A 24,760-nucleotide genomic window follows, 5' to 3' on the forward strand; every position below is an offset into this window, starting at 1 on the left:
CATCATCACCACGCTGCAGTTCCCCGACGGCTTCCTCTGGGGCGCCGCCACGGCCGCCCACCAGATCGAGGGCAACAACGTCAACAGCAACTGGTGGGTCCACGAGCACGAACCGGACACCACGATCGTCGAGCCCTCGGGCGACGCCGCGGACAGCTACCACCGCTACCGCGACGACATCCGGATCGCGGCGGAGCTCGGGCTGAACTCCTACCGGTTCAGCATCGAGTGGGCACGCATCGAGCCCGAACGCGGGTTCGTCAGCCGGGCCGAGGTCGACCACTACCGCCGCATGGTCGAGACCTGCCACGAGTTCGGCATCGAGCCGATCGTGACGCTGATGCACTTCACGGTGCCGCGCTGGTTCGAGCGCGACGGCTTCTGGCGCGCCCCCGACGCCGCGGACCTGTTCGCCCGCTACACCGAGGCAGCGCTCCCTGTCGTCGCGGACGGCGTGCGGTACGTCTGCACGATCAACGAGCCGAACATCGCGGCGATGCTCGCCGGCGGCGAGGACGCCGCCAACCTGGTGGCCTACGGCCTGCCGAACCCGGACCTGCAGGTGGCCGACGCCCTGCTGGCCAGCCACCAGCGGTCGCGAGCGGTGCTGGCACAGGTCGACGGCCTCCAGTCCGGCTGGACCATCGCGACCCAGGCGTTCCGCGCCTCCGGCGAGCCGGGCTCGGAGGAGATGCTGCGGGAGTACGGCTACCCGCGCGACGACTGGTACCTGGAGCACGCCGCGGGCGACGACTTCCTCGGCGTGCAGGCGTACACGCGGACGTTCATCGGGCCGGACGGGCCGTTGCCGGTCCGTGACGACGTCGAGACGACCCTGACCGGGTGGGAGTTCTACCCCGAAGCGTCGGCCGACGGACTGCGCAGCGCGTGGGAGCTGTCCGGGCACGTGCCGCTGATGATCACCGAGAACGGCATCGCGACCGCGGACGACACCCGACGCGAGGCCTACACCCAGGGCGCGCTCGAGGGCATCCACCGCTGCATCGAGGACGGCATCGACGTCCTCGGCTACCAGCACTGGTCGCTCCTGGACAACTACGAGTGGGCGTCCGGGTTCCGGCCGACCTTCGGGCTCGTGGCGTGGGACCCGGTGACCTTCGAGCGGACGCCCAAGCCGTCCGCGCACTGGTACGGCGGCGTGGCGCGCGCCAACGCGCTGACCGTCTGACGGGAGGCCCGGCTGCAGTCATCCCGTCGGCTCGCGCCGACGGGTGGTCGCCTCAGCGGTAGATGCCGAGCAGTTCGCCCGGCCCGCCGTCTCGCAGGAGCTCGGCGCGGTCCGCCGCGCTCGAGCCCTCGTCGTCCGTCGCGTACCGGTCGACGTCGCGGGTCAGTACCTCGCGGACGGTGTCGACGTCCCCGGAGTCGACCGCCGCGATGAGCAGCGTCGCACCCCGTGAGCCCCGCGCCCGGGGGTCCGCACCGGCGTCGGCCAGCACCCGGACCACCTCGGCGTGCCCGCCCCACGCTGCCCGGATGACCGGCGGGTTGCCGTCGTGGTCCCGCGCGCCCAGGTCCGCCCCGGCGGCGGCCAGCACCGCCACGGCACGCGGTGCATCCCGGTCGATGGCCAGCGTCAGCGGAGTCCGACCCTCGGTGTCCGTCAGTTCGAGCGAGGCCCCGCGGCGCAGCAGTTCCTCGAGCATCTCGGGCCGGTCGAACCACGCGGCGGCGTGCAGCGGCGCGAAGCCCCACCGCGGGTCCACGTCGTCGACGTCGCTCGCGTCGTCGGCCAGGTGCAGGCCGCCCAGGTCGCCGTACGCCGCTGCCCGGACCCCCTCGGTCGCCCACTCGACCCAGCCGTCCGGCACCGGCCCGTGCCAGCCGCGGGGTCGTCGGTCGTCCAGGTCGGTGAACGTGGCCTCGTCGACGCTGCGGACCGTGACGTCGACGTCGGTGAAGCGGATCGCGACCTCGCCCACGGGGGAGACCAGCAGACGGAGTTCCCATTCGTCGCGGCCCGCGTGCTCGAGTTCCCCGCGCAGGACATGGGCATCGCCCGCCAGCAGGGTCTCCGGGTCGAGCTGCTGGGGCTCGATCACGGCGTCGGTGAAGCGCAGCGTCACGCGCGCGTGGTTCCACCGTCGCCAGAGCCCGTCGGCGGTGTCGAGCACCTCGTCGTTGCGGACGAGGACCTCGGCGTGCAGCACGACCGGGTCGGCCTCGCCGTGGTCGGGGAGCGCGGCGTGGTCGTCGTCGGACGGCTCGGCATGTCGGCTGACCGGCTCTGCCCGCCACTGTGCGACGCGGGAGTCGGTCCACCGGACGGTCGCGAGTGCCGCGACGGGCGGGGGAGCGTCCTCGAGCAGGCGGTGCAGGTGCTCGGCGGCGCCGTCGAAGTCCTCCAGCGAGACGTAGCCCACGGCAGGCCAGTTCACTCGACTCCATCGCACGGGTCGACGCTACCGCGTGCGTCCTCGCTCCGCCGCCGCGCGCGGGGCCGCACGTGGTCGGAGTGCCCATCGTCGGAAGCGGGCCGCCGGCCGCTCGACGAGCAGTCTGCCGAGGACCGCGACACCGAGTGACACCGCGAGCGCCACAGATCTGACGGCGACGCCGCCGACCACTGGTTCGATCAGGGCGAGTACGACGAGGCGTCTAAGCAAGTAAGTTGCGCCGTTCAGACGCAACTTTCAGTTGCCAGAGTTGACTCGCCTCCTGTCAGGAGTAGAGTTGAGCCCATCGGACGCAAGTCCGGCAGACTTCAGCACCACGCATCCAACAGAAGGAGCACCACACACATGGGACGTGCAGTAGGCATCGACCTCGGAACCACCAACTCGGTCGTCAGCGTGCTCGAGGGCGGTGAGCCCACCGTCATCGCGAACGCCGAGGGCCTCCGCACCACGCCGTCGATCGTCGCCTTCACGAAGGACGGCGAGGTGCTCGTCGGCGAGACCGCGAAGCGCCAGGCCGTCACGAACGTCGACCGCACCATCGCGAGCGTCAAGCGCCACGTGGGCACCGACTGGACGACCGAGATCGACGGCAAGAAGTACACGCCGCAGGAGATCTCCGCCCGCACCCTCGGCAAGCTCAAGCGCGACGCCGAGCAGTACCTCGGCGAAGACGTCACCGACGCGGTCATCACCGTCCCGGCGTACTTCAACGACGCCGAGCGCCAGGCCACCAAGGACGCCGGAGAGATCGCCGGCCTGAACGTCCTCCGCATCATCAACGAGCCGACCGCGGCTGCGCTGGCGTACGGCCTCGACAAGGGCAAGGAAGACGAGCTCATCCTGGTCTTCGACCTCGGTGGCGGCACGTTCGACGTCTCCCTGCTCGAGGTGGGCAAGGACGACGACTTCTCCACGATCCAGGTCCGTGCGACCTCCGGTGACAACCGCCTCGGTGGTGACGACTGGGACCAGCGCATCGTCGACCACCTGATCAAGAAGTTCAAGGACGAGCACGGCGTCGACCTGTCCACGGACAAGATCGCCAAGCAGCGCCTCAAGGAAGCCGCCGAGCAGGCCAAGAAGGAACTCTCGAGCCAGCTGAGCGCCAGCATCCAGCTGCCGTACCTGACGCTGACCGCTGACGGGCCCCTCAACCTCGACGAGACCATCTCGCGCGCCCAGTTCGAGCAGATGACCTCCGACCTGCTCGACCGCACGAAGAAGCCCTTCAACGACGTCATCAAGGAAGCGGGCGTGTCGGTCAACGACATCGCGCACGTGGTCCTCGTCGGTGGCTCGACCCGCATGCCCGCCGTGGCCGAGGTCGTCAAGCAGCTGACCGGTGGCAAGTCGCCGAACCAGGGCGTCAACCCGGACGAGGTCGTCGCCGTCGGCGCCGCACTGCAGGCCGGCGTGCTGAAGGGCGAGCGCAAGGACGTCCTGCTCATCGACGTCACGCCGCTCTCGCTCGGCATCGAGACCAAGGGCGGGCTGATGACGAAGCTCATCGACCGCAACACCGCGATCCCGACCAAGCGCAGCGAGACCTTCACGACCGCTGACGACAACCAGCCGTCGGTCGCGATCCAGGTCTTCCAGGGCGAGCGCGAGTTCACCCGTGACAACAAGCCGCTCGGCACCTTCGAGCTGACCGGCATCGCGCCGGCTCCCCGTGGCGTGCCGCAGGTCGAGGTCACGTTCGACATCGACGCCAACGGCATCGTGCACGTGTCCGCGAAGGACAAGGGCACCGGCAAGGAGCAGTCGATGGTCATCTCCGGCGGTTCGTCGCTGCCGAAGGAGGACATCGAGCGCATGGTCCGCGAGGCCGAGGAGCACGCGGCCGAGGACAAGGCCCGCCGCGAGGCCAACGAGCGTCGCAACCAGGCCGAGCAGCTCGTCTACTCGATCGAGAAGCTCATCAAGGAGAACGACGAGAAGCTCCCCGCGGACGTCAAGTCCGAGGTGCAGGCCGACGTCGACGCGCTGAAGTCCGCCCTCGCGGGTGACGACGACGACGCCGTCAAGACCGCCTACGACAAGCTCAACGAGTCGCAGGGCAAGCTCGGTCAGGCGATCTACTCGCAGCAGGACGCGGGAGCCGCGGCCGGTGGCGAGCAGCCGACCGCCGAGGGCGCGCCGCAGCAGGACGACGAGGACATCGTCGACGCGGAGGTCGTGGACGACGAGGACGACAAGGACAAGAAGTAGCGATGACGGACCCCAAGGACAACGTGCCCGACGGTGAAGAGCCCCAGGTCGAGGGCGATGCCACCAACGCGGCCGAGCCCGAGGACCTGATCGAGGCCGAGGGTCCGGACGTCGAGGTCCCGACGGACGCCCCCGCCGGCGGTGAGCAGGACCTGTCCCCCGAGGACGAGGCCCTGCTCGCCGACGCAGCCCGCGGCATGGCGGAGGACAAGCTCAGCGCGTCCGACCGCGACCTGGTGGCCGAGATGCGTGCAGACATGCTCCGTGCGCAGGCCGAGCTGGTGAACTTCCGGAAGCGCGTCGAGCGTGACCGCGAGGCCAACCGCGAGGTCGCCATCGCCGAGGTCGTCCGAGCACTCCTGCCGGCGCTCGACGACCTGACCCGGGCCGAGGCCCACGGTGACCTGACCGAGGGCCCCATGCAGGTCATCGGCCAGAAGATCCGCGGCGGCTTCGACAGGTTCAAGCTCGTGCAGATCGGTGAGAAGGGCGAGCCCTTCGACCCGAACGTGCACGAGGCGATCGTGCAGCTCCCGACCCCGGGCGCCACCGGCCAGACCGTGGCGGACGTCGTCGAGCCGGGCTACAAGCTCGGCGAGCGCGTCCTCCGTGCGGCCAAGGTCGCGGTGGCGGTCCCGGCCTGAGCCGGGCGTCCCGTGGCGACGACAGCAGGAGGTAGGTGAGCATGGCCAGTCAGGACTGGTTCGACAAGGACTTCTACAAGGTCCTCGGGGTGTCGAAGGACGCTTCCGAAGCCGAGCTCAAGAAGACCTACCGCAAGCTCGCGCGGCAGTTCCACCCGGACTCCAACCCGGGTGACGCTGCGGCCGAGGCGAAGTTCAAGGAGATCAGCGAGGCGTACTCCGTGCTGTCCGACAAGGACCAGCGCGCCGAGTACGACCAGGTCCGCGCGATGGGCTCCGGCGCCCGCTTCACGGCGGGCGGCGGGGGCCAGGGCGGCTTCGAGGACGTCTTCGGGGGCATGTTCGGGCAGCAGGGCGGTGGCGGACAGCGCGTCCGCTTCGGCCAGGGTGGCGGTGCCGGCGGCTTCGAGGACATCCTCGGTGGCATGTTCGGCGGCGGCGGGGGTGCCGGCTTCGGCCAGTCCTCCGGCGGGTTCCGCGGCTTCGGTGGTCCGACCAAGGGCCGCGACGTCACGGCGTCGACCACGCTCGACTTCACCACGGCGATCACCGGCGACACGGTCAAGCTCTCGCAGGGCAACGGCCGGCCGGTGAACGTCCGCATCCCCGCGGGGGTCGCGGACGGGCAGAAGATCCGACTGCGCGGCCGGGGCGAGCCGAGCCCGGACGGCGGCGACGCGGGTGACCTCGTGGTCACCGTGTCGGTCCGCAAGCACCCGGTCTTCGAGCGCGACGGGCAGCACCTCCGCGTGGACGTCCCCGTGACGTTCGTCGAGGCGGCGCTCGGCGCGACCATCCAGGTCCCCACGCTCGGAGGCGAGCCCGTCAAGCTCCGGGTCGCGCCCGGCACGCCCTCCGGTCGTGTCCTGCGCGTCAAGGGGCGTGGCGTCACGACCAAGAGCGGGACCGGCGACCTGCTGGCGACGGTCCAGGTCGCGGTGCCGTCGCACCTGTCCGACAAGGCGCGCGAGGCCGTCGAGGCGCTCGCGTCCGCCCTGCCGGACGAGGACCCGCGCGAGGACCTGCTCGCCAAGGCGCGCAGCTAGCATGACCAACCCAGCCTGGAGGCTCGGCGCGGCTCCGTCAGGAAGCCAGCCCGAGCCTCCAGTCTGGTTTTCAGACCACGCGGACGACGGAAGGGGCGCTCGATGACCGACATGGACGAGAACTCGCCCGTCTTCGCGATCGCGGTCGCCGCGGAGTTGTCGGAGATGCACCCGCAGACGCTGCGGCAGTACGACCGCCTCGGCCTCGTCGTGCCGGGGCGCACCCGTGGCGGCTCGCGCCGGTACTCGATGCGCGACGTCGCCCAGCTGCGGGAGATCGCGCGGCTCGGCTCGGAGGGCGTGTCCCTCGAGGGCATCCGCCGCGTGCTCGAGCTGGAGAACGAGAACCGGGCGCTGCGTGAACGTGTCCGCGAGCTCGAGACCGCGCTCGCCGACCAGCTCATCAACCGACCGGGTGCCCGGGTGTTCGCCGCGACGGCGACCGGGGCGGCGGTGTCGCTACGGGCCGGTGCGCGGCCGCAACGGAACACGCAGATCGTGCTCTGGCGGCCGCCGAATTGAACGACACGAAGGCCCCTCCGCGGTGTGCGGAGGGGCCTTCGTCGTGCTCGGTTCAGACGGAGGCGGGGGCGAGTGCCGGGTCGACGACGTCGAGCGTCGGCAGCCAGCGGATCTGGTCGCCCTCGCTGAAGGCGATCGAGTCGACGGTGCCGGTCATGGTCAGCTGCCGGCCGTCCGGCGAGATCGTCACGTCCCCGAGTCGGAGTCGCAGGTCGATCGGCTGCCAGTCACGCCCGGCGGGCTTGATCTGTCCGTCGACGGTCGTCATCCCCGGAGAGAACACCGTGCCGGCCGGCGCGGTGAGGGTCATCTCGGTGCGCAGGTTGACGAAGGCATGGGTCGCCACGAGGCCGACCGGGACCGGGGTCGAACCACCACGAACGAGCGTGGTCTCCGGGCTGTCGACGGCGGCGACGGCCTCGACGCTCTCGGGGACGGTGAGCGTGGTGCGGACCCCGTCGGCGCGCTGGAACACGACGAAGGTGTCGCCCGGTTCGGCGTCGGCCGGCAGGGGGAGCCGGAACCCGCCGGTCCCGGAGGAGGTGGCGGTGTCGATCACGTCGGCGGCGAGGGGACCGGTCGCGAGCGACACGGTCGTGTACCCGGAGGCGGTGCCGCGGAGCGCGAGGGTGCCGTCCGCGTCGCGCAGGATCCGTCCGTTGCTGACCGGCGCGGCTCGGACGGTGGTGGCCCACTCGTCCTCGTCGCCGAAGCGGACGGAGACCACGGCGAGGTTGCCGAGCGCTGCGGGCAGCTCGGCGGTGAAGGTGCCCTCGGCCGAACTCGTGGCGACCACGCGTTCGGTGCCAGCGCCGTCGGAGACCGTGACGGGTACCGAAGGGGTGCCGTTGCGCCCGTGCAGCGTGACGGTGTTGGTCGTGTCGTCGTAGGTGGTGGTGACGCGAGGGGTCACCGCCGGGCGGCCGTCGAGGTACGCGGTCATCACGCGGTACGGCGACGACGAGGCGAACCCGGTCATCGTCCATCCGGCGATGCCGCGGGCGTTGGAGACCCAGAGGTCGGAACCCACGTTGTGCAGACGGTTCTCGTTGTCGGCCTGGACCTCCCACTGCTGGTCGGCGTCACCGTCGACGCAGGGCTCAGCGACGGCTCGGCGCGGCTGGGCCGGTGACGTCCGGTCGGCGACGCCGAGGCAGACTCCCTCGTCGACGAGTGCGATGCGACCGTCGTCGGCGAACCGGTCGAGATCGAGCTCGACACCCTGCTCGATCGCGTCGAGCAGGTCGTCGTGCTGCCGCCCGCTGAAGGGACCGCGGCTGTTGTCGATGGAGTGGTACTGCTGGTCGTTGCCGGGCAGTTCGACCGCCAGCACGAGCAGCCCGTGTGCGGCGTCCCGGGGCGTGGCGCTGGCGGTGACCGGACCCGCGATCGCGAGCCCGGCGACCAGGGCGGTGCCGAGGCCCGCGGCGAGCAGACGGTGGGTGGTGGGGAGGGGCATGGTCTGGTCTTCTCTTCTCTTCTCTCGGTGAGCGGGGCAGTCGCCTGGTCGGGTCAGACGCTCGCCGGGGCGCGTGATGCGTCGACGACGTCGAGGCTCGGCCACCAACGGAGCTCGTCGCCCGTGCTCAGCCGGTCGGCGAGCGTGCGGTCGTACGAAGCGGTGAGGGTGCGGCCGTCGGCGGAGACGTCGACGTCGGTGATGCGGAACCGGCTGTCCACACCGCCCCATGCCCCGCCGACGGGCTTGCGCTCGCCGTCGATCGTCGTCGTCCCCGGGGTGAACGCGGTGCCGGCCGGCGCCGTCATCGTGATGGTGCTCGTGATCCGGGTGAGGTCCTGGGCAGCTCGGACGCCGATCGGTACCGGGGTGGACCGCGTGCGGTCGAGCGTGGTCGCGGGCTGGTCGACGGCGTCGAGGGCCGCAGCGGGGACGGAGACGGTCACCGAGGTACGGACGCCGCTGATGCCCTGGTACACGACGAGCGTGTCGCCGGGTCGGGCGTCCGGCAGCGGGATGCGGATGAACCCCGCGTCGGTCGAGGTCCCGGTGGCGACCACGTCCGAGGCGAGCGGGCCGGTGCCCACGTGGACCTGCCAGGCGGGCCCGCCCTCGCCGTAGAACACGATCGTCCCGTCCGGGTCCTTGCCGAACCGTGGCTTGTCGATCGCCCCGACGCGGAGCGTCACGGTCTGGCGTGCGGTCCGCCCGACCTGGACGTCGACGGACTCCGCGTCGCTGAAGTCGCGGGGGAGGGGGCCGGTGTAGGAGCCGTCGTCCCCGGTTGCGCCGAGGGGTTCCCAACGGTCGTCTCGACCGAACACCCCGACCGCCGCGCCTGCGGGACCGTTGCGGACCTGCAGGGCGAACGAGTCCGTCGCGTGGTCGTAGTCGGCCGTGACGACCGGAGTGACGACGGGGCGTCCGTCGAGGTAGTCGGTGAGCACGCGGTACGGAGCATCCGCGAGCGTGTCCGTCAGCGTCCAGCCCGCGGTCGGCAGGACACTCTGGACCCAGAGTCCCGTGCCCTCGTTCCGGAGTCGATCGCCGGAGCCGCTGACGATGCGCCACACCTGGTCGGGGTCCTGGGGGTCACAGCCCCGCGAGACCGCCCGGGCAGGCCGGACCGGCGTCGCCGGCTGCACTCCCAGGCAGGAGTTGAAGCCCTTCGTCTTGATGCGGCCGTCGGTGTCGAACGCGGACAGGTCGAGTTCGGTCGCCCACAGGAGGGCGTCCGCGAGGTCGTCGTGGTGCTCGGCTCCGAACGGGGTCATCGACCCGTCCACCGAGGCGTACGTCGTGTTCTGGCCGGCCTGTTCGACGGCGAAGACGAGGAGCCCCTCGGCGGTGGAGCGGGGAGCGGCCAGCGCGATGGTGGGGCCGGTGGCCCCGAGGACGAGCGCGGCGGTGACGGCGGCTGCGAGAGCCGCTGTCGACAGGGAGAGTCGCATGGAATGAACATACTGCATACTGAATACCAACCGGTACTGCAGTACCGAGAGGAGCGACGACGGGACGATGTCGGGGCCCTCGAGCGTGCCGTACGGTGCGGGCCATGGACATCCTCGGCTGGATCACTGAACAGGCTTCGCTGCTGCCCGACCCGCTCGTCTGGGCGCTCGGCGGCCTCTTCGCGTTCATGGAGGCCGGGCTCGGGCTCGGGGTCGTGTTCCCGGCCGAGACCGCGGTGCTCATCCTGTCCGCCGCGATCGACGCCCCGTGGTCAGCGGTCGTGATGGGCTTGGTGGTGGCGGTCTTCGCCTCCGTCGGGGACCACCTCGGCTACCTGCTCGGGCGACGGTTCGGCAGCGGGATGCGCGATCGGAAGGTCATCCGCAAGCTCGGCGTCGCGAACTGGGACCGGGCGGTCGGGGTGCTCGAACGTCGGGGAGCGTGGGCGGTGTTCCTCACCCGGCTCGTCCCGGTGATCCGCACGCTCATGCCCGCTGCCGCCGGGGTCGCCGGGCTGCGGTACACCGCGTTCCTGGCCGCGTCGATCGGTGGGTCCATCACCTGGGCGGCCGTGTACGTCGGTTGCGGGGTCCTGCTCCGTAACTCGCTCGACGCCGTGCAGCGGGTGCTGGGGAACGCCGCCTGGGTCATCGTCGCCGTGGCCGTCGTCATCGGGGTGGTGGTGTTCCTGGTCGGGCGTGCGCGGAAGCGTCGCGCACCGGCCGCCGCCGATGTCGACGCTGTGACCGGGCTGGCCCCCGAGCAAGTCGTCGAACCCGCGCCGCGAGTGCGTCGTGTCCGTGGCGTCGTGGAGCTGCTGACGGTGGCGCGGGCGGTGTTCGCCCTCGTGATCGCCGTCGTGGTGCTGTTGGACCCGGGGACCGCCGTGCTGCGCAGCGTGGTCTTCGGTGCCGGGGCGCTGCTGCTGACGACGGTGGTCGTGCGGAGGCTCGTCCGACCCCGGTCGCAGGGCGCCGTCGAGCGCATCGCCGACCGGGTCATCGCGGTCGGTCTGGTGATCGTGCCGTTCGCCGCGCACCTGATGCCGCTCTCGCTCATGCTCGCCGTGGCGGTGCCCGACCTGCTCGTGGCGCGGTTCGCCCTGTCGACCGGAGCGCGGCGCACGAGCCTGCGGACGCCGGTGCTCGACCAGGTCCGGAACGGGTTGCTGCTCGTCTCGGTCGTGCTCATCGCCGGCGCGATGGGCATCACCGCCGTCGGCTTCGTCGGGTCGCTGTCGTTGTTCGCCGCGATCGTGCTGGGCGGCATCGTCGCGGGGCAGTACGGTCGGCGGCTGCTCGCAGCGTGGGAGTACCGCACTCAGTAGCCTGGGGGCGTGAGTGCCTTCGACTTCGCCGACCAGTTCCGGCGCACCCCCGACGACGGGGGTCCCGACCTGGTCGTCATCGACGGCACGGACCGCTTCATCCTCGACGAGGCGCCGCACGTGCACGGCGACGCGCTCCGGCAGCCGGGCGAGGTCGCCGTGGTGGACGACCGGTACGGCGTGCTCACGCTCGGCGTCATCACGGTGCACGGCGCGAAGGACGTCCGGGTCGTGCAGGACTCGCTCGTGGGGGAGCGGGCTCTCGAAGCCACTGCCGGGACCTTCGGCCTGCGCGGCTTCCACCACCCGACCACCGCCGAAGAGGCCTTCCGCGGCGTGCGGCTCGTCCTGCTCCGGCTGTCGAAGTCGAACGACCGGCTCGACGAGATCGCCCGGGCGGTGGCCCGGTTCGCCTCGCCCGACGTGGTGCTGCTGTGCGGCGGGGTGTCGAAGCACATGAACCTGTCGCAGAACGACGTTCTCCGTCGGTCCTTCGGCGACGTCGTCGCGTCACGCGGCCGCGGGAAGTCCCGACTGCTCGTCGCGCAGGACCCCCTGCAGGCCGCCGCGAACCGGGCAGCGCTGACGAACCCGTGGCCGCGCAGTGTGCACGTCGACGAGCTCGGTATGACCGTCGTCGCGCACGGCGGGGTCTTCGCGGGGACCTCGCTCGACCAGGGCACGCGGGTGTTGCTCGACGTGCTCGACGACGCGGTCCCGAACGCCCGCGTCGCCGTCGACATGGGGTCGGGCAACGGGGTCATCGCGACGATGCTCGCTCGCCGCCGACCCGGGCTCCGCGTCATCGGGACGGACGTGTCCTCGATCGCGGTGATGTCCACGCGCGCCACCGCCGAGGCGAACGGCGTCGCCGACCGCGTCGAGGTGGTCCGTGCCGACGCGGGCGACGAGCTCGGCTCGAACTCCGCCCAGTTGGTCGTCTGCAACCCGCCGTTCCACGATGACACCACGGTGAGCACCGACGCGGCCGAGGCGATGTTCCGGAACGCGGCCACGATCCTCCAGGCCGGCGGTGAACTGTGGTGCGTCTGGAACTCGCACCTGCGCTACCGGCCGGTGCTCGAGCGCCTGGTCGGTCCGACGCGTCAGGTGACGCGGACCGACAAGTTCACGGTGACCGCGTCGCGTCGTTCCTGACACGCGACGCGACGCGTCGGTTGCGACTGCACGCGCTGACGACGACTGCGCGGCGGGGAACGTGCGCAGATGTCGTTCGGGCGCGCAGTCACAGCGCGCCGGCGCGCTCGCCTGGGTCAGCCCGCCGCGGGCACACCGGCCTGCCGCAGTGTGGCGGCGACGAAGGGGACCGAGCGGAGGTCGTGGGCATCCAGACGCACGAAGCCACGCACCGCAGGGTCACGGCAGATCCAGTCCTGGCGGCGCTTCTCGTCGATGACGACCTGCTCGGGGGACCTGCCAGCTCGCATCGTCCGGTCGCGGTACTTGACGACACCGTCGTACTCCACGACGACGCCCTGGTCGGGGAACCAGAAGTCGACCCGGGCGACGAGCCCGTCCGGGGAACGGAACACGTGCTGCAGTTCCGGCTCCGGGGCGCCGGCCTCGTGCAGGACGACGCGGGCGACAGACTCGCCCACCGAGTCCGAACGCGCGTCGGCGAACGCGAGCGCCGTCAGGGCCTGCGAACGACACCGCGACGAGCCGACCTCGATCAGCGCCGCGATCGCTGCTCGGGGAACGCCGCGCCGGAGCACCTGGTCGAGCACGACGACCGCGTCGCGGAAGGGCATCGACCGTGCAGCAGCAGCTGCGCTCGCGGCCAGGTCGAGGACGGGGACCTGCTCGGCGCCGAACCACACGCGGACGACCTCGCCCGCAGAGGAGGGGCGACGCTCGAGTAGCTCCGACCGGCGGTCGACCCGGTCCCGCGGCTCGACCACGACGACCCGGTTCGGAGCCCGCGCAAGCAACCGGATGCCGTGCAGGAGCAGGGCGGACTCGCCGCCGAACACCGATCCCGCGGGCAGACACCCGACGACCGCCGACACCCGGATCAAGTGTCGGGACCGGTCGTCCAGGTCCCCCCATCGGGCACGGTCCGCGTACAGGCCCCGAGCGAGTCGCACCAGCGACGTCCCTGCGGCGCGCTGGAGCTGCCGCGCGACGGCCACGGGCGTGTCGTCGTCGACGCGGTGCAGCGGGCAGTCGGGGACGGGGATCACGCGTCCAGCGTGGCGGAGGTGGGGCGTGCCTCCCGGCCTGTCCACAGGTGATCCGCGATCGGACGGCGAAACGACAACTGCGCACGTGGGAACGTGCGCAGTTGTCGTCAGGTCGTGCAGCAGCGGCAGCGAGCGAGCGAGAGCGTCGCGACCGCCGGCTCAGGCCGGGACGTAGTCGAACGTGTCGGGGTCCGGGCCGGTGCGGTGGCCCTTGTCGAGCGTCGTGATGTCGGTCATGTCCTCGTCGGAGAGCTCGAAGTCGAAGATCGCGAAGTTCTCCTCGACGCGCGAGCGGGTGACCGACTTCGGGAAGACGATGTCGCCGCGCTGGATGTGCCAGCGGAGGACGACCTGCGCCGGGGTCTTGCCGACGTTGCCGGCGATGCGGGTGATCGTCTCGTCGTCGAGCACCAGGCCCTGGGCGATCGGGGACCAGGCCTCGGTCGCGATGCCGAGCTCGCGGTTGTGTGCGCGGAGCTCGTCCTGGGCCAGGTACGGATGCACCTCGATCTGGTTGACGGCCGGCGTGATCGTCGTCTCCGCCTTGAGTCGGTTGAGGTGGTGCGCCTGGAAGTTCGAGACACCGATCGAGCGGGCGGTGCCGTCGCGGTACAGGTCCTCCATGGCCTTCCACGTGGGGACGAAGTCCGTCACGGTGGGCAGCGGCCAGTGGATCAGGAACAGGTCCATGTAGCCACCGAGGAGCTCGGCCGACTTCTTGCCGTTCTCGAGGGCGGCCTCGGGAGCATGGAAGCCGTTGTTGAGCTTCGACGTGACGAAGATCTCGGACCGGTCGATGCCGGACTCGGCGATGGCCTCGCCGACCTCTTTCTCGTTGCCGTACATCTCGGCGGTGTCGATGTGGCGGTAGCCGACCTCGAGCGCAGCCAGGGTGGCGGCCTTCGTCTCGGAGGGATCGATCTGGAACACACCGAAGCCGAGCTGCGGGATGGTCTTGCCGTCGTTGAGGGTGATGTCTGGAACGGTCATGACCCCAGACAACCAGCGCGCACCCGAGCGGCGTTCCGGCAACGTCCAGCGAACGGGGTGCAGGGGAGCGCGCGCTTCAGCTCAGCGCGTGCGCTTCAGGCCAGCGCGTGCGTGATGTACGCCGCCAGTGCCTCGCCGTACGCCACCGCCGGGTCCGCGGCCGCGAACGTGCGGTCGACCCCGTCGATGGTCGCGGTGACGGTGTGCACGACGCGGTCCCCGGATGCCATCCGGGTGAGCCCGACGAAGGCCGGACCGAGCAGCTCCCGCAGCTGGTCCTCACGCGGCAGCCAGAGCGACTCGTCCGCGGTCACGGAGTCGAGCGCCCACTCGGTGGTCCCGTTGAAGCCGAGGATCGTGCCCGAGGGGTGGTCGTGGCGCTCGACGGTCATCTCCGACACCGTGTAGACGTCGTCGTCCACGCCGGGCTTGTCGATGACGAACCGGTCGCCGGTCGCGGGGTGCCAGCGGAGGCCCGCGTCGCGGAGGGTCTTGGCGAGTTCGACGGTGATCACGACACCAACCTGCCACGAAGCCGTCACCACGGGCACAGCAGCGGCTCGGCACAGCAGCGCCCCGGCACAGCCGCGACCCGGCACTGAGCGGACGCACGTGTTCCGGAAGGCAACCCGTACTACGATCACGCGTGCGCCCGCGCTCGGACCGCTCCACGGTCCCACGCGCGCGACGCGACGCCGCCCGGACGACCGGTGCCGTGCCTCCAGGCCGTTGACCGGCCACGGGTACCGCCGCCAGCCGGGCCCCGACCGCGGCGGACCACGGACCGGCCCGCCGAGCAAAGGACCGCCATGACCCTCGACCGCGAGGAACTCCAGCGCGACTGGACCGTCTCGATCGGCGACGACTCCACGCCGGACGGCGTGCCCGGCGAGGCCCTCGCCGCGCTCCGCGGTGCCGGGATCGCGGCGAGCGTCCCCGGGCAGGTGCACACCGACCTCGAGCGCGAGGGACTGCTGCCGGACCCGACCTTCGACCGCAACGAGCCGGCGACCGCCTGGGTCGGTCGAGCTGACTGGGCGTACCGCCGGCAGCTCGACGTGGACCCGCGCGGCCACGAGCGCATCGACCTGGTGTGCGACGGGCTCGACACCGTCACCGAGCTCACGCTGGACGGCGTGCAGATCGGCACGACGCGCAACATGCACCGCCGCTACCGGTTCGACCTGCGCGACCGGACCGGCGGCCGGAGCAGCGCGCGCACCGGCGAGGACGGCGGCGTCGCGAACGACGAGCGGACGCTCGAGATCCTGTTCGAGTCCCCGTACCGCGAGGCCGGCCGCGTCGCCGCCCGCGCCGGGGCGATGCCAGGGCCGTACGACGAGCCGTTCCCCTACGTGCGCAAGATGGCGTCGAACTTCGGATGGGACTGGGGTCTGACCGCGGTCACCAGCGGCCCGTGGCGCGCGGTCGCCGTCGAGCGCTGGTCCACCGCGCGCCTGCGTGACGTCCGCCCGCTCGTCGACGTCGAGGCGGGCGAGGGCGTGCTCGACGCGCACATCGCCTTCGAGCGCTCCGGCCCGGACCCCTACGGCGAGACGACGGCCGACCTCGACCAGGACGGCGAGGACGACGACCTCGTGCTCGTCGTCACCGTCGCGGGGGAGACCGCCGACGGCACGAAGACCCGGCAGCGGTCGCGTGCCCAGGTGACGCCGAAGGAGGACGAGACCGTCGTCACGGTCCGCATCCCGGACGCCCGCCTCTGGTGGCCGCGCGGCTACGGCGAGCAGCCGCTGTACGACGTGTTCGTCGAGCTGCAGACCGTCGAGGGCGAGGTCCTCGACCGGCAGACCTTCAAGACCGGCTTCCGCTCGACCCGCATCGACACGACGAAGGACACCGTCGGGCGGCCGTTCGACGTCCACGTCAACGGCACGCTGATCGACGTGCGCGGGGTGAACTGGATCCCGGACGACGTGATCGTCTCGCGGGTGGACCGTGCCCGGTACGCGGCGCGACTGCAGGCAGCGGCCGAGCTCAACACGAACCTGGTGCGCGTCTGGGGCGGTGGCGTCTACGAGTCGCACGACTTCTACGAGGTCTGCGACGAGCTCGGCCTGCTGGTCTGGCAGGACTTCCCGTTCGCGTGCTCGGCCTACCCCGAGGACGAGCCCCTGCGCAGCGAGGTCGTCGCCGAGGCGCGGGACAACGTCGCCCGGCTGGCCCGCCACCCCTCGCTGCTGCTGTGGAACGGCAACAACGAGAACTTCTGGCTGCACGACGCCGACGACTGGGGATCGGCGCTCGGCGACCGCGGGTGGGGGCTCGACTACTACCTCGACCTGCTGCCCACGATCGTGGACGCGGTCGACCCGTCGCGCTTCTACACGGTCGCCTCGCCGTGGTCGGGTTCCGAGAGCCTGCCCGCGAACGACGTCGACCACGAGACGCACCACTCGTGGGACGTCTGGAACCGCCTGTCGGACGAGCACTACCGCGACTCGGTCCCGCGGTTCGTCTCCGAGTTCGGCTGGCAGGCGCCGCCGGCCTGGCGCACGCTGCGCGACGCGGTGACCGACGACCCGATGACGCCGACGTCGCCCGGTGTCGTCCACCACCAGAAGGCCGCGTCCGGCATGCAGAAGCTGGCGGACGGCCTCGCTCCGCGGTTCGGGGCCGTGCCGGACGGTGACTTCGACCGCTGGCACTACCTGACCCAGCTGCAGCAGGCGCGCGCGATCGCGACCGGTGTCGAGCACTGGCGCACGCACTGGCCCCGCAACACCGGCGTGGTCGTGTGGCAGCTCAACGACCTGTGGCCGGTCTCGTCGTGGTCTGCGATCGACTCCGCGGGGCGGCTCAAGCCGCTCGCCCACGAGCTGCGCCGTCTGTACGACGACGTGCTCCTGACGATCCGTCCTGCGTCGGCCGTCCCGGTGTCGGTGGGCCGTCCGCCGGCGGACAGCGCGGGTCGGACAGGAGGCTCGGACCAGACGACCGCGTCGCTGCCGGTCCCCGACGGGGTCGGCTCCACTGCCTCCCTGCCGGTACCGGAGCAGGTCGCGTACCAGCAGGGCGACACGGCCGTGCTCGTCACGGAGTCGTCGCCGATCGAGGTCGCCGTGCGGTCGACGCGGCGCGGGCTGGACAGCGTGGTGCGGGTCCGGCGGATCGACATGGCCGGGCGGGTGCTCGCCGAGGTCGAGCTCCCGGTGCACCTCGACAAGGCCGGTGTGGGCGTCGTGGCGCTGCCGGCGTCGGTGGGTGTCGTGGCCGACCCGACGGCCGAGCTCGTCGTGGCCGACATGGACTGGCGCCGTGCCGTCTGGACGCCCGCGCCCGACAAGGACATGCGGTGGGAGCCGGCGCACTACCGGGCGTCGTTCTCGCCCGCGGCGGACGGCGACGGCCTGGACCTGGTGGTCGAGGCCGAGTCGCTGGTGCGGGACCTGCTGCTGCAGCCCGACCGGGTGCAGCCGACCGGCACCGTCGACCGCGGGTTCATGACCCTGCTGCCGGGGGAGCGCGTGCAGTACCGGTTGCACGGCGTCACCGAGGCGGACGTCCCGGCGCTCACCGGCACTGCCGTCCTGTGGAGCCTCGATCGCGTCCTCGGATCGTAGACGTTCCTGGGCGCGCGGTGTCCGTTCTCGCCCTCGCCTGTGCATCCGGACGCGTGGGAGTTACCATTGGACGGACAAGGACTTCCGCTGGGCGCATCGACGACGATCCGCTGACGGCGACCAGTTCCGCAATCAAGGAGTCATGATGCTCGGAAACCTCACCGGTCTGCACCTGCTGATCATCCTCGGGATCGTCATCCTGCTCTTCGGTGCGACCAAGCTCCCGGCGCTCGCGAAGGGCCTCGGCCAGTCGATCAACATCTTCAAGAAGGAGATGGACACCGACGACAAGAAGGCCAAGGGCGCGGACGGGACCGTCCAGAACACCACGGCGGACCCCACGACGCCTGCCGCGCAGCAGGCTCCCGTCGTCAACCCGGGCCCCTCGGTCCAGCCGAACTCCACCACAGACCACCGGATCTGATCCGGCCCTGCCCCGTTGCTGAAGCCCCCGTGATCCCACACGGGGGCTTCGTCGTGTGCGGCGACCGCGAGCGCGGACCGGGTCCGTCAGGCGGATGATGAGCGCATGACCGATCGCGCCGCGCCCGTGCACACCGTCCCGTTGCGGGACGACCGTCGGGTGGTGCTGATCGTGGCGATCCTGTCGTCGTTCGTGGTCGGGCTCGACGCCAGCGTCGTGAACGTCGCCCTCCCGGCGATCCGACACGAGCTCGGCGGCGGGCTCGTCGTGCAGCAGTGGACGGTGGACGCCTACCTCGTCACGCTGGGGTCGCTCATCCTGGTCGCGGGGTCGCTCTCGGACCTGTTCGGCCGCGTGCGGATCATCCAGTGGGGGTTGGTCGTCTTCGGCATCGCGTCGGTGGTCTGTGCGATCGCCCCGACGGGTGAGGTCCTCATCGTGGCGCGGGCGTTCCAGGGCGTCGGCGGGGCGCTCGTCACGCCGAGTGCGCTCGCGCTCATCGTCGCGGCGTTCCGTGGTGCTGCCCAGGCGAAGGCGATCGGTTCGTGGACGGCGTGGTCGAGTGCGGCGTCGATCCTCGGTCCCGTGGTCGGTGGCGTCATCGTCGACGGCATCGGCTGGCGGTGGATCTTCGTCGTGACGGCGGTCCCGATCGCGGTGACGATCCCACTCGTGCGTCGGATCTCCGGTGACGTGATGGCCGGCGACCGCCCGCACGTGGACGTCGTCGGGGCGGTGCTCGCGGTGCTCGGCGTCGGCGGGGTGGTGCTCGGGCTCATCGAGCAGGAACGTCTGGGGTGGGGTTCGGCGGTCGTCGTCACGGCGCTCGTCGTGGGTGCGGGGGCGCTCGTGGCGTTCGTGCCGTGGGAGCTCCGCGTGACCCGCACGGGCGGTTCGCCACTGGTGCCGCTCGGGCTCTTCCGGGCGCGGAACTTCACCGTCGGCAACCTCGCGACGCTGTCGATCTACGGCGCCCTGGGCATGGTGTTCTTCGTCGTCACCCTGTTCCTGCAGGAGGTCTGGGGCTTCCCGGCCTGGGTCGCCGGACTCGCGACGCTGCCGCCGACGCTGATGCTCCTCGCGCTGTCGACGACGGTCGGGTCGCTGTCAGGACGGTACGGCCCGCGGTGGTTCATGGCCGGCGGACCGGCGACCGCGGCGGTCGGGGCGCTCCTGCTGCTGCTGGTCGGCGACGACCCGGCGGGCTACTGGTGGTCGGTGCTGCCCGGGCTCGTGCTCATCGGCGCGGGGATCGCCGCGATGGTGACCCCCCTGACGAGCGCGGTCCTCGGGTCGGTGCCGCAGTCCGAGGCCGGTGCGGGTTCGGCGGTCAACAACGCGATCGCGCGCATCGCCGGGCTGGTCACCGTCGCGTTGGCCGGTGTCGTGCTCGGCGGTGAGGTGAGCGTGGGCGCGCTGCACCGCGCGATGGTCGTGATGGCGCTGCTGCTGGCAGCTGGAGCCCTGGTGAGTGCCATCGGGATCCGGAATCCCACACGACGTTCGTGAGTTGAGTGCAGTAGACTCAAGTTGCACACCAACGCAAGGAAAGGACACCACGCATGGCGAACCTCCAGGGCGCTCCTGACTCTGCGGAGCAGCAGAAGACCGCCCTCGAGCAGTACGGCGTCGACCTGACGGCGATCGCGCGGAGCGGCAAGCTCGACCCCGTCATCGGCCGCGACGCCGAGATCCGGCGCGTCTCCCAGGTGCTGACGCGCCGCACCAAGAACAACCCCGTGCTCATCGGCGAGCCCGGTGTCGGCAAGACCGCCGTGGTCGAGGGCCTCGCGCAGCGCATCGTGGCCGGTGACGTCGCCGACTCGCTCAAGGACAAGCGGCTCGTGTCGCTCGACATCTCCGCGCTCATCGCCGGTGCGAAGTACCGCGGTGAGTTCGAGGAGCGCCTCAAGGACGTCCTCAAGGAGATCAACGACTCCGACGGCCAGGTCATCACGTTCATCGACGAACTCCACACGCTCATGGGCGCCGGTGGCGGCGAGGGCTCCGTCGCGGCGTCGAACATGCTCAAGCCGATGCTGGCGCGCGGCGAACTCCGCCTGATCGGCGCGACGACGCTCGACGAGTACCGCCAGTTCATCGAGAAGGACGCCGCGCTGGAACGCCGTTTCCAGCAGGTCTACGTGGGGGAGCCGAGCGTGCCGGACACGGTGGCGATCCTCCGCGGACTCAAGGAGCGCTACGAGGCGCACCACAAGGTGACGATCAACGACTCCGCGCTGGTCGCCGCGGCGAGCCTGTCGAACCGCTACATCTCCGGGCGCCAGCTGCCCGACAAGGCCATCGACCTGATCGACGAGGCCGCCAGCCGACTGCGCATGGAGATCGACTCCAGCCCGGTCGAGATCGACGAGCTCAAGCGCAGCGTCGACCGCCTGAGGGTGGAGGAGTTCGCGCTGAAGCAGGAGAAGGACGACGCCTCGAAGGCCCGGCTGGCGACCCTGCGGACCGAGCTGCAGTCCCGCGAGGAACGTCTGCACGACCTCGAGTCCCGGTGGCAGGCCGAGCGTGCCTCGCTGAACCGGATCGGTGAGCTCAAGCAGCAGCTCGACGAGATCAACATGCGCTCCCAGCGGGCACAGCGCGAGGCCGACTACGAGACCGTGTCCCGGCTGGAGTACGGCGAGAAGCCCCGGATCGAGGCCGAGCTCGCCGCCGCCGAACAAGCCGAGTCCGCCGACCGGATGGTCAACGACAGCGTCACCGACGAGGACATCGCGGCCGTCATCGCCCAGTGGACGGGCATCCCGCTCGGACGGCTGCTGCAGGGCGAGACCGAGAAGCTCCTGCACCTGGAGACCGAGCTCGGACGTCGGATCATCGGGCAGCGCACCGCGGTCGGCACGGTGTCGGAAGCGGTGCGTCGCACCCGCGCGGGCATCTCGGACCCGGACCGGCCGACGGGGTCGTTCCTGTTCCTCGGGCCGACGGGCGTCGGCAAGACCGAGCTGGCGAAGGCGCTCGCCGAGTTCCTGTTCGACGACGAGAAGGCCCTCGTCCGCATCGACATGAGCGAGTACGGCGAGAAGCACTCCGTCGCGCGGCTGATCGGCGCCCCGCCCGGGTACGTCGGGTACGAGGCCGGCGGGCAACTCACCGAGTCCGTCCGCCGTCGGCCGTACTCGGTGATCCTGCTCGACGAGGTCGAGAAGGCCCACCCCGAGGTCTTCGACGTGCTGCTGCAGGTGCTCGACGACGGTCGGCTGACCGACGGGCAGGGCCGCACGGTCGACTTCCGGAACACGATCATGGTGCTGACGTCGAACCTCGGCTCGCAGTTCATGACCGACCTCACCCTGACGTCCGAGCAGCGTGAGGAAGCGGTGCGCGAGCTCGTGCAGCAGGCCTTCCGTCCGGAGTTCGTGAACCGCCTCGACGACATCGTGGTGTTCCAGGCGCTCACGTCCGAGGACCTCGGCCAGATCGTCTCGCTGTACGTCGACCGCCTCGCCCGACGGCTGTCCGACCGGCGGCTCGAGCTCGCGGTCACGCCCCAGGCGCGCAGCTGGCTCGCCGAGCGCGGGTACGACCCGGTGTACGGCGCCCGGCCGCTCCGCCGGCTCATGCAGCGGCAGATCGACGACCAGTTGGCGCGGGCGATCCTCTCCGGAGACGTGCGCGACGGCGACACCGTGCGGGTCGACCTCGCCGCAGGCGGCGACGGCCTGGTGGTCGAGCCCTTCGAGCTGGCGGAGATCGTCGAGGAGTGACCGACGGGAGGCCCGTGACCGGTTCCTGAGACCGGTGGCGGGCCTCCCGGCCTAGCTTGCGGAGCATGCCTGAGATCCGCGCGTTCCGTCGCCTCACCGACTCCATCGAGCACGCGAGCGTGCTCGACCCGGCGGTCGACTTCGACCGGAAGGTCGTCAACGCCTTCGCCCGGCCGAAGGGCCTGCGGCAGCTGCTGCACGGTGTGCCGTTCGGGCACCCGCTGCATCCGCTCATGGTGCAGGTGCCGCTCGGCGCCTGGATCTCCGCGGCGGTGCTCGACCTGCTCGGCGGGAAGGGCAATCGGCGGGCGGCGAAGACGCTGGTCGGGGTGGGACTGGTGTCCGCTTCGAGTGCGAGCGTCGCCGGGTACGTCGACTGGTCCGAGCTCGACCGTGAGCAGCTCCGTACTGGATGGGTGCACCAGGCCGTCAACTGGGTCGGCATCTCGCTGTACGGGCTGTCCTGGTGGCAGCGGAAGCGCGGGAACCACGGCGCAGGGAAGCTGCTCGGCTTCGCCGGGCTGACCGTGGTCGGTGTCGGCGGGTACCTCGGCGGGCACCTGGCGTACCGGCAGCGCGCGGGTGTGAGCGACCACGGCGAGGTCCCGTTCGACGCGTGACGCGCTGCGCTCGTCGCGCCGGTGACGCGTTACGTCGGTGAAACACCCGGGCCACCAGGCTCGGGGCATGGACCACCTCAGTACCGACACCGTTCCCCTGACCGTCATGCCGAGCGGCGGTGCTGCCACCTTCGTGGTGCGCATCGACGAGCAGGCCGGGGAGGTGCACCTCGACCCGGCTTCCTCCCAGGCGTAGTGGTGTGTGATACATCGGTGCGCGTACTGGTGGTCGACGACGAACGGGCCCTCGCTGACCTCGTGGCGAAGGGCCTCGTGCGGCAGGACATGGCCGTCGACGTCGTGTACCGCGGGGACGAGGCCGACGAGCTGCTGAGCGTGAACGACTACGACGTCGTGGTCCTGGACCGCGACGTCCCCGGTCTGCACGGCGACGAGGTCGCGCGGCGGCTCACGGCCCGCGGCGGGCTGACCCGGATCCTCATGCTCACCGCCGCCACCACGCTCAGTGACCGGGTGCACGGGCTCGAACTGGGCGCCGACGACTACCTGGCCAAGCCGTTCGAGTACCCCGAGCTCGTCGCCCGCGTCCGAGCACTCGGTCGGCGGAGCGTCGCTCCGGTCGCGCCGGTGCTCGAGCGCGGCGACCTGGTGGTCGACTCGAACCGGCGGATGGCCACGCGCGGCGGTCGTCCGCTCGACCTGACGCCGAAGGAGCTCGGCGTGCTCGAGGCGCTGCTCCGGGCAGACGGCCGGATCGTCTCCGCCGAAGAGCTGCTCGAGAAGGTCTGGGACATGAACATCGACCCGTTCACGGCTGCGGTGCGGGTGACGATGTCGAAGCTCCGGCGGAAGCTCGGGGAACCCGACCCGATCCGGACCGTGCCGGGCAAGGGGTACGCGGTGTGATGCGGCGGCGTTCGCGGCCTCGTCGGACCTGGAGCATCCGAGCCCGGACGGCGCTCGCGTTCGCTGCCGCGGCGATGGCGTTGGCGGCGGGCGTCGTGGTGTTCACCAACCTGATGTCGATCGCCGGCGCGGGTCATGCTGTCGCCGCGCTCGAGTTCACCTCCGCGGATGACCTCGACTCCGGAGCGGGCGGGACCGGGACGATCACGTCGTCCGGACCCGGCGTGTCGGCAGGCATCGCCGGAGCGCCGGAACCCGATGGGTTCCCGGACGGGACGTTCTCGGACCGGCCCGGCGCGGACCTCGCCGCCGTGCAGGTCATCGCGGTCCTGCAGTGGCAGTGGTCGGCTGTCGGGGTGGCCGGTGCCGGGCTCGTGGCGGGGGGCGTCGGGTGGCTCGTGAGCCGACGGATGCTCCGGCCGATCGACCGCATCACTGCGACGGCGAACCGGATCACGGCGTCCAACCTGCACGAGCGCATCGACCTCGACGGACCGGACGACGAACTCCGGCGCCTCTCGCGTACGGTGGACGACCTGCTCGATCGACTGCACACCGCGTTCGAGAGCCAACGTCGCTTCGTCGCACAGGCCTCGCACGAGCTGCGCACGCCGCTCGCCGTGCAGCGCGCTGCGCTCCAGATCGGCCTCCCGGACGACGCGGAGCCCGACGACGTCCGCGCCACGCGGGACGAACTGCTCGAGCAGAACCGCCGGACCGAGCACATCGTGGAGTCGTTGCTGACGCTCGCTGAGGCCGACCGTGGGATCGCGGGGCATGCGGCCGCGGTCGACCTCGCCGAGCTCGCGGACGAGGTCGTCGCGTCCGTCAGCGACTTCGCCGCACGCGTCGGTGTCGCGGTCGTGCACGAAGCGATCGCGTCCGACGGTGCCCCGGACCCGCTCGGTGACGAGACCCTCGTCCGCCAGCTGATCACGAACCTGGTGCGGAACGCGGTCGAGTACAACGAGCCAGACGGGTTCGTCCGCGTGACGACCGACGCGACCGGGCTCGTCGTCGAGAACTCGGGGCCCGTCGTGTCCGATGACGTCGTCCCGCTGTTGGTCGAGCCGTTCCGGCGGTGTCCCCGGTCGACGGAGACCGGTCGGCACAGTGGCCTCGGACTGTCCATCGTCGCGTCGATCGCACAGGCCCACGGGTGGCGCCTGGAACTCACGGCACGGCCGGGCGGCGGGTTGCGTGTCGGTGTTTCGCTGATGTGACGCCGCGGGTACGCGGCCCGAAACAGCCGTTCCGCT

Annotated in this window: 21 protein-coding genes; 15 read left to right on the top strand and 6 right to left on the bottom strand. The window is 71.2% G+C overall.

Translation table 11 applies throughout. The annotated features are described in order from the left end of the window. The first annotated feature begins 13 nt into the window (after positions 1-13). Positions 14-1,189, top strand: a complete 1,176-nt coding sequence (locus tag BIU90_RS09170) for a glycoside hydrolase family 1 protein (protein WP_217640909.1) — start codon at positions 14-16, stop codon at positions 1,187-1,189. A 52-nt stretch (positions 1,190-1,241) separates the two neighbouring features. Here BIU90_RS09170 and BIU90_RS09175 read toward each other — a convergent pair whose 3' ends face one another. Continuing rightward, a complete protein-coding gene (locus tag BIU90_RS09175; protein WP_083403823.1) occupies positions 1,242-2,414 on the bottom strand; it encodes an ankyrin repeat domain-containing protein in 1,173 nt (390 codons plus the stop codon). A 348-nt stretch (positions 2,415-2,762) separates the two neighbouring features. Between BIU90_RS09175 and dnaK the strand changes: the two genes are divergently transcribed. The 4 genes from dnaK (at position 2,763) to BIU90_RS09195 (ending at position 6,843) form a co-directional block, all read left to right on the top strand. Continuing rightward, positions 2,763-4,631, top strand: coding sequence for a molecular chaperone DnaK (dnaK, locus tag BIU90_RS09180; protein WP_071299926.1), 1,869 nt, complete (start codon positions 2,763-2,765; stop codon positions 4,629-4,631). Between the two features lie 2 nt (positions 4,632-4,633). Then, positions 4,634-5,275 (top strand): nucleotide exchange factor GrpE, encoded by a 642-nt coding sequence (locus BIU90_RS09185; RefSeq protein ID WP_071299927.1) that lies wholly within the window; start codon positions 4,634-4,636, stop codon positions 5,273-5,275. Positions 5,276-5,316: 41 nt separating this feature from the next. Beyond that, entirely contained in the window at positions 5,317-6,321 is a 1,005-nt protein-coding gene (locus tag BIU90_RS09190) for a DnaJ C-terminal domain-containing protein (protein WP_071299928.1), read from the top strand. 111 nt (positions 6,322-6,432) lie between these two features. Next, complete coding sequence (locus tag BIU90_RS09195) at positions 6,433-6,843, top strand: heat shock protein transcriptional repressor HspR (RefSeq protein ID WP_071299982.1); 411 nt, start codon at positions 6,433-6,435, stop codon at positions 6,841-6,843. A 52-nt stretch (positions 6,844-6,895) separates the two neighbouring features. Here the strand turns inward: BIU90_RS09195 and BIU90_RS09200 are convergent, their stop codons facing one another. Both BIU90_RS09200 and BIU90_RS09205 read right to left on the bottom strand, forming a co-directional pair. After that, positions 6,896-8,302 (bottom strand): hypothetical protein, encoded by a 1,407-nt coding sequence (locus BIU90_RS09200; RefSeq protein ID WP_071299929.1) that lies wholly within the window; start codon positions 8,300-8,302, stop codon positions 6,896-6,898. 53 nt (positions 8,303-8,355) lie between these two features. After that, positions 8,356-9,753: a hypothetical protein gene (locus tag BIU90_RS09205; RefSeq protein WP_071299930.1), complete on the bottom strand. Its 1,398-nt coding sequence runs from the start codon at positions 9,751-9,753 to the stop codon at positions 8,356-8,358. A 104-nt stretch (positions 9,754-9,857) separates the two neighbouring features. On the opposite strand from BIU90_RS09205, the gene BIU90_RS09210 reads away from it, so the two are divergent. Both BIU90_RS09210 and BIU90_RS09215 read left to right on the top strand, forming a co-directional pair. Further along, entirely contained in the window at positions 9,858-11,081 is a 1,224-nt protein-coding gene (locus BIU90_RS09210; protein ID WP_071299931.1) for a DedA family protein, read from the top strand. 9 nt (positions 11,082-11,090) lie between these two features. Next, positions 11,091-12,239: a class I SAM-dependent methyltransferase gene (locus BIU90_RS09215; protein WP_071299932.1), complete on the top strand. Its 1,149-nt coding sequence runs from the start codon at positions 11,091-11,093 to the stop codon at positions 12,237-12,239. Between the two features lie 116 nt (positions 12,240-12,355). Here the strand turns inward: BIU90_RS09215 and BIU90_RS09220 are convergent, their stop codons facing one another. From BIU90_RS09220 to BIU90_RS09230, 3 genes are all read right to left on the bottom strand, one after another. Further along, complete coding sequence (locus BIU90_RS09220) at positions 12,356-13,285, bottom strand: hypothetical protein (protein WP_071299933.1); 930 nt, start codon at positions 13,283-13,285, stop codon at positions 12,356-12,358. A 159-nt stretch (positions 13,286-13,444) separates the two neighbouring features. Beyond that, positions 13,445-14,275, bottom strand: coding sequence for an aldo/keto reductase (locus BIU90_RS09225; RefSeq protein WP_071299934.1), 831 nt, complete (start codon positions 14,273-14,275; stop codon positions 13,445-13,447). A 95-nt stretch (positions 14,276-14,370) separates the two neighbouring features. Next, positions 14,371-14,790 (bottom strand): pilus assembly protein CpaE, encoded by a 420-nt coding sequence (locus BIU90_RS09230; RefSeq protein ID WP_071299935.1) that lies wholly within the window; start codon positions 14,788-14,790, stop codon positions 14,371-14,373. 294 nt (positions 14,791-15,084) lie between these two features. On the opposite strand from BIU90_RS09230, the gene BIU90_RS09235 reads away from it, so the two are divergent. From BIU90_RS09235 to BIU90_RS09265, 8 genes are all read left to right on the top strand, one after another. Continuing rightward, complete coding sequence (locus tag BIU90_RS09235; RefSeq protein ID WP_071299936.1) at positions 15,085-17,859, top strand: glycoside hydrolase family 2 protein; 2,775 nt, start codon at positions 15,085-15,087, stop codon at positions 17,857-17,859. Between the two features lie 145 nt (positions 17,860-18,004). Next, complete coding sequence (tatA, locus tag BIU90_RS09240) at positions 18,005-18,283, top strand: twin-arginine translocase TatA/TatE family subunit (RefSeq protein WP_071299983.1); 279 nt, start codon at positions 18,005-18,007, stop codon at positions 18,281-18,283. 105 nt (positions 18,284-18,388) lie between these two features. Further along, on the top strand, positions 18,389-19,792 hold the full coding sequence (locus tag BIU90_RS09245) for an MFS transporter (protein ID WP_071299937.1): 1,404 nt from the start codon (positions 18,389-18,391) through the stop codon (positions 19,790-19,792). Positions 19,793-19,845: 53 nt separating this feature from the next. Beyond that, positions 19,846-22,014 carry an ATP-dependent Clp protease ATP-binding subunit gene (locus BIU90_RS09250; RefSeq protein ID WP_083403824.1) on the top strand — a complete coding sequence of 723 codons (2,169 nt, stop codon included), beginning with the start codon at positions 19,846-19,848 and terminating at the stop codon, positions 22,012-22,014. A gap of 65 nt (positions 22,015-22,079) precedes the next feature. Further along, positions 22,080-22,634: a DUF2231 domain-containing protein gene (locus tag BIU90_RS09255; protein WP_071299938.1), complete on the top strand. Its 555-nt coding sequence runs from the start codon at positions 22,080-22,082 to the stop codon at positions 22,632-22,634. Between the two features lie 67 nt (positions 22,635-22,701). Further along, the gene (locus BIU90_RS19175; RefSeq protein ID WP_302847391.1) at positions 22,702-22,830 is read left to right on the top strand and encodes a hypothetical protein; all 129 of its coding nucleotides are present in this window, start codon (positions 22,702-22,704) and stop codon (positions 22,828-22,830) included. 17 nt (positions 22,831-22,847) lie between these two features. Beyond that, positions 22,848-23,501, top strand: a complete 654-nt coding sequence (locus tag BIU90_RS09260) for a response regulator transcription factor (protein ID WP_071299939.1) — start codon at positions 22,848-22,850, stop codon at positions 23,499-23,501. Further along, positions 23,501-24,724: a HAMP domain-containing sensor histidine kinase gene (locus BIU90_RS09265; RefSeq protein ID WP_071299940.1), complete on the top strand. Its 1,224-nt coding sequence runs from the start codon at positions 23,501-23,503 to the stop codon at positions 24,722-24,724. Before BIU90_RS09260 ends, BIU90_RS09265 begins: the two co-directional genes overlap by 1 nt. Positions 24,725-24,760 lie beyond the last annotated feature (36 nt).

The sequence above is a fragment of the Curtobacterium sp. MCBA15_001 genome, assembly GCF_001864835.1.
Classification (GTDB): domain Bacteria; phylum Actinomycetota; class Actinomycetes; order Actinomycetales; family Microbacteriaceae; genus Curtobacterium.

Bases quoted from the DNA above. Each gene is read 5' to 3' on its own strand.
- dnaK (WP_071299926.1), top strand. From the start codon at position 2,763: ATGGGACGTGCAGTAGGCATCGACCTCGGAACCACCAACTCGGTCGTC.
- BIU90_RS09185 (WP_071299927.1), top strand. From the start codon at position 4,634: ATGACGGACCCCAAGGACAACGTGCCCGACGGTGAAGAGCCCCAGGTC.
- BIU90_RS09190 (WP_071299928.1), top strand. From the start codon at position 5,317: ATGGCCAGTCAGGACTGGTTCGACAAGGACTTCTACAAGGTCCTCGGG.
- BIU90_RS09195 (WP_071299982.1), top strand. From the start codon at position 6,433: ATGGACGAGAACTCGCCCGTCTTCGCGATCGCGGTCGCCGCGGAGTTG.
- BIU90_RS09200 (WP_071299929.1), bottom strand. From the start codon at position 8,302: ATGCCCCTCCCCACCACCCACCGTCTGCTCGCCGCGGGCCTCGGCACC.
- BIU90_RS09205 (WP_071299930.1), bottom strand. From the start codon at position 9,753: ATGCGACTCTCCCTGTCGACAGCGGCTCTCGCAGCCGCCGTCACCGCC.
- BIU90_RS09210 (WP_071299931.1), top strand. From the start codon at position 9,858: ATGGACATCCTCGGCTGGATCACTGAACAGGCTTCGCTGCTGCCCGAC.
- BIU90_RS09225 (WP_071299934.1), bottom strand. From the start codon at position 14,275: ATGACCGTTCCAGACATCACCCTCAACGACGGCAAGACCATCCCGCAG.
- BIU90_RS09235 (WP_071299936.1), top strand. From the start codon at position 15,085: ATGACCCTCGACCGCGAGGAACTCCAGCGCGACTGGACCGTCTCGATC.
- tatA (WP_071299983.1), top strand. From the start codon at position 18,005: ATGCTCGGAAACCTCACCGGTCTGCACCTGCTGATCATCCTCGGGATC.
- BIU90_RS09245 (WP_071299937.1), top strand. From the start codon at position 18,389: ATGACCGATCGCGCCGCGCCCGTGCACACCGTCCCGTTGCGGGACGAC.
- BIU90_RS09250 (WP_083403824.1), top strand. From the start codon at position 19,846: ATGGCGAACCTCCAGGGCGCTCCTGACTCTGCGGAGCAGCAGAAGACC.
- BIU90_RS09255 (WP_071299938.1), top strand. From the start codon at position 22,080: ATGCCTGAGATCCGCGCGTTCCGTCGCCTCACCGACTCCATCGAGCAC.
- BIU90_RS19175 (WP_302847391.1), top strand. From the start codon at position 22,702: ATGGACCACCTCAGTACCGACACCGTTCCCCTGACCGTCATGCCGAGC.
- BIU90_RS09265 (WP_071299940.1), top strand. From the start codon at position 23,501: ATGCGGCGGCGTTCGCGGCCTCGTCGGACCTGGAGCATCCGAGCCCGG.